This window comes from Sporosarcina aquimarina, assembly GCF_033253705.1.
GTDB lineage: Bacteria > Bacillota > Bacilli > Bacillales_A > Planococcaceae > Sporosarcina > Sporosarcina aquimarina.
Genome location: NZ_JAUBDH010000020.1, coordinates 1 through 4,080, shown reverse-complemented (window position 1 = coordinate 4,080; position 4,080 = coordinate 1). Strand labels below are relative to the sequence as shown.

Genomic DNA, 4,080 nt, shown 5'->3' with positions numbered 1-4,080 from the left:
AATTGCTGTGATTCATTTTTTCCAACTCTACATTTTCTGCTTTTAGATGCTTATTTTGTTGGTAAAGATCCGTATTTAACAGTTTTTCAATACTGCCTTTTAACTGCTTATTATTTCGCGCGGTGTTCACTAGCTTTTTAAAATCTTGTTCCGTCACGATGAGATTTCCAGTCGGTTCTTTTTTGGTTTCTTTTTTCGGCCTACCAAAAATATTTTTCTCCTGGCTTTCAAATTCCACTTTCTTAAATTGTTTTTTTGTCGGAACGATTACTTCGTCAGGAATTTTTTCATTGAGCGCCGATAATTCACTTTTCTTACTTGAAATCTCTTTTTCTAGCAACCCAATATCTTGCTCTAATTCTTCCTTCTGCGTTTTCATTTTAAAATCCGCCGTAGATAAATGCACTCGTTCAGATCCGCTCTGACCTCGTTCTAATTCAAAACCCTTTTCGTTCATTTTTTGAGGGAATTTATCTTGCAGCCATAACAGTTCCTGACGATTGAAGACATTCTTCCCCTGCAATCTACCTTCACGCATGGGAACGACCCCTACATGCATGTGAGGCGTCTTCTCGTCCATGTGAACGGTCGCATACGCGATATTTTGTTTGCCGTACTTCTCTTCAAAAATCTCCAGACTTTCTCTGAAGAATTTCTTCGTTTCGTCTGGATTGAGTTTATCGAAAAATGTTCTGTCGGAAGTCACCAGCAACTCATTCACGAGCACGGCATCTTTTCTCGTTTTTCTGGTGCCTGTTTTTTGAGATTCAACAATTTCTTTCACATGCTCGTTGTAATTTATTTTGCGTTCATGGACCAAATCATAATTTTCATCAGTCTTCTTTTTATCAATATCAGGATTCGTTTTGCTGTCTCGTTCTCTCTGATTGTGGAACTGAATTCCCTTCAAATCATGTGATTTCATTTTCTGCATTCGGACTACTGCAAAGCTCAAAACCCTCACCCCTCCGCCCCAGATTTCCGGACAAAACTTCCATGTAAAGTATAACACACTATACTTTACATCCGTAAAAGTGTGCCCTGCCGGGAGCTAAAAGCAGGGGAGCCAAGAAAGCTCCCCCAAGGTCAAAAGCAAAAAAAGACCGGCCTGCAGATGGCCGGTCTTTTCCCTAAATTCAAGAGCAGAAGATTCCGTTTCACCGTTGCGTTTTGCCGCAGCGGATCCTCTCCATCTTCCAAAGATAAGACCGTGACGCTGTCACACTGCAAGGGGAACAATTCCCCTTGACCCCCTCTAAAAAAACTCCCCCAACCCCCTCAATTTTTGAGGGGGCTCCCTCGCCGGTCGGCAGGAACAAACAATGTTTGTTCCAAGCCAAGAGGGTTCGGGTTGGATCAGTTTGTCCAGATCTTTCTGCTCCTTATGCTCACTCGGGGCAACCTGCCCCTTGCTCCGCTACCGCAGAAAGATCTGGACAAACGCCACATTGAGTTTTCAGCGTTGCGTTTATAAATCCGGTTCCGGAAACGTCACCTCTCGACGGAGGACGTAAATAATGCTGGACGCATAAAACCTAAATGCCATTTATTCCTCAATTTTTTTCTTGCTAAAATACAAATTCACAATAAAAAAATACGTGATGGAACTAATGAATATAAATAAAAGGAATTCTTTTATTTCACTTGAACTCATCATCAATTCCTTATTAAAAACTATTCGCATATTATCTGTACCTGTAATCGGATGAGTAAAAATTGTTAATACTAATCCTAAAGCAGCCAAACAACCATACACATTTAATATTTTTTTCATAGCTATCCTTTCCTAACCACCTTTGATAAGTAGCTTTGGTGATTTACTGATCATAAAGAGGCTTGTTGCGAATAATCGCTTACAAGCCTCTTTTCTAATAACTAAGTTGAATCATAAATTAATTTTGATAAAATTTAAAATAATATTCGCCAAAATGTGTCCTAGAAACAGTAACTTGATAAACTTTATGTTCTTTTTTTGCCCCAGAGTTAAAACTCAGACATCCCCCAGGGGAAAGCTTCCCCTCAGTCACCTTACTACCTCGTCCCGCATTAGACCAATTATAAACATTAACATATGGATTGAAAGCAAGTGCATTACCTGGACCACTTAAACAAACTTTTGCACTCCCGCTTACAGTTCCACCGACATATGCTGTTACACCATTAATTCTACTAGTGTTTAGCAAGGTAGATCCTTGAGCTTCTTGCAAAGGAACAACAAAAAGAATACTAAAGACAAACAACAGAGAAATAATTTTTTTCATAGCAAGTCCTCCTTTTTTATAATCCTAAGTATATCCCAAATCAGCACCTAAAGGAGGAAATATTAGAAAAATATTACAATATATAACTTTTTCTATGTAGTCCTATTTAAAATTGTCCATACACAAACTGCACTTTCGGGAAAATTCGCCTCATCTTCTCTAGTAATCATTCAATCTACCTCCATTTTTGTTATTTTAATTCGCCTGTTTCTTTGTCGAAATCGTTTCGTCCATATTTCCGTTCTTGATAAACAGCATCGAAATACAATCTAATCAATCCAGTATGCGACCGCAAAACAGAGTTTATTATCTTCATGCTAGGCAAATTGTATTCAGCCCCACTAATTCTGACGAATCTTCTTAACTCACGAATGTTTGCCAGTCCATGTTCATCAATCAAATCACAGACATCGTTTAGCATATCGTCCTTATCTTCAACATCAAGGGTTATGTATCTATCAATGTCGAAGTTGTTCAGTAGCTTAATATCTCGCTTATCGTATATCCGCTTATTTTTAGCGATAGCGTCTTTTGATTCATGTGTTAAATACAGATATATATTTTCCATACTTTGAACAACCACCTGTACTTTAGCAATGCTTTTTTCACCTAGAGTCCTCTTGATCTTTAACCGAACACTTTCAACTGTAACTGGATTTCTAGCAACATAGATAACATGGTAGTGAGCCTTTTTATATTTTTGACCTTCTGCATTACTCAAATCCTTATCATGAATTGGACTAATTGCAATCGGAATACCAATCGATTCCAGTTTCATTTCCCAATCTTCTGGAATGGATTCTGGGTATAGCAAAAACGTGAAGTATCTTGCCTTGTCTTTAGCCATAATGTTATGATCACCCTATCAGAACGACTGATAACGGAAACTCTTGTCTTGTCCAAAGCCGAGTTTTCGTTATTTTTTTTGCTCTAATTCCTTTCCTTGAATTTTTTCCTCATAATCTTCTCTAATCAACAAAGTCATAACAGCAGATTTTTGCATTGAATAAAATTCTACTAACTCCTCAAATTTTTCAGCAATATCTTCCGTGACATTAATCGTGTATCTCTTTTTTTGAGCCATGCATTTCCCTCCGTTCTCATAATACCTAAACAGTAAACAAGTATGCGCATTTAGTCAACAAATATATGCAAATATGTGTTTTTTGCTATTTTTTTGGTCATTTTGTTGGCGTTTTGTTGGTTTTTTGTTGGCTCTTGAAACCCTTGGGGCTCTAAGTCTCAACCTACTTTGTTGCCTAATTTGGCACTCGGCACTTAAAGGGGGGGTCGTAGTTGCCCCCCTCCCCACATCCCCAAAAAGTTCAAAACCAAGTTCAAAATCAAATTCAAAACCAAAATAAAAAAGACACCAAAAGTGTCTTTTATCGTTCCAATTCATTTCCTCGATCTCGATGAGGTGATTTTTTCTCATTCATTTCACTCATCTGCTTCACAGAATCCATATTAAAGCCGCTGTCGTGCTCGTGAGTGCGCTTGAACTCACCTTTGGGTGTGATTCCCTTTACTTTGTCTACAAAGGCCTTAAAAACCTTTTTAAAGCCTTCTAAATCGTTTGTGTGCTTTTGGAAGAAGTCTTTAGAGACCAGATATATATTTTGAATCTCTTTCGTTAACTCATGGACTCTACTTTTCAGCTTTTCATTTTCCGTGCTCAACTGAACGATTTTCCCTAAATTGCTGTGATTCATTTTTTCCAACTCTACATTTTCTGCTTTTAGATGCTTATTTTGTTGGTAAAGATCCGTATTTAACAGTTTTTCAATACTGCCTTTTAACTGCTTATTATTTCGCGCGG

General features: G+C 37.9%; 5 protein-coding genes and 1 pseudogene. All 6 read right to left on the bottom strand.

The genetic code is table 11. The features are described from left to right. A partial coding sequence (mobV, locus tag QT716_RS16215) for a MobV family relaxase (RefSeq protein WP_317937206.1) occupies positions 1-955 on the bottom strand: 955 nt, incomplete at its 3' end. Between the two features lie 591 nt (positions 956-1,546). After that, the gene (locus tag QT716_RS16210; RefSeq protein ID WP_317937205.1) at positions 1,547-1,774 is read right to left on the bottom strand and encodes a hypothetical protein; all 228 of its coding nucleotides are present in this window, start codon (positions 1,772-1,774) and stop codon (positions 1,547-1,549) included. 118 nt (positions 1,775-1,892) lie between these two features. After that, positions 1,893-2,261: a hypothetical protein gene (locus QT716_RS16205; RefSeq protein ID WP_317937204.1), complete on the bottom strand. Its 369-nt coding sequence runs from the start codon at positions 2,259-2,261 to the stop codon at positions 1,893-1,895. Between the two features lie 190 nt (positions 2,262-2,451). Next, entirely contained in the window at positions 2,452-3,108 is a 657-nt protein-coding gene (locus tag QT716_RS16200; RefSeq protein ID WP_317937203.1) for a replication protein, read from the bottom strand. A 69-nt stretch (positions 3,109-3,177) separates the two neighbouring features. Then, the gene (locus tag QT716_RS16195; RefSeq protein ID WP_317937202.1) at positions 3,178-3,345 is read right to left on the bottom strand and encodes a hypothetical protein; all 168 of its coding nucleotides are present in this window, start codon (positions 3,343-3,345) and stop codon (positions 3,178-3,180) included. A gap of 301 nt (positions 3,346-3,646) precedes the next feature. Beyond that, positions 3,647-4,080 (bottom strand): annotated as a pseudogene (locus tag QT716_RS16190) (MobV family relaxase); the annotation flags it as partial.

Bases quoted from the DNA above. Each gene is read 5' to 3' on its own strand.
- QT716_RS16210 (WP_317937205.1), bottom strand. From the start codon at position 1,774: ATGAAAAAAATATTAAATGTGTATGGTTGTTTGGCTGCTTTAGGATTA.
- QT716_RS16205 (WP_317937204.1), bottom strand. From the start codon at position 2,261: ATGAAAAAAATTATTTCTCTGTTGTTTGTCTTTAGTATTCTTTTTGTT.
- QT716_RS16200 (WP_317937203.1), bottom strand. From the start codon at position 3,108: ATGGCTAAAGACAAGGCAAGATACTTCACGTTTTTGCTATACCCAGAA.
- QT716_RS16195 (WP_317937202.1), bottom strand. From the start codon at position 3,345: ATGGCTCAAAAAAAGAGATACACGATTAATGTCACGGAAGATATTGCT.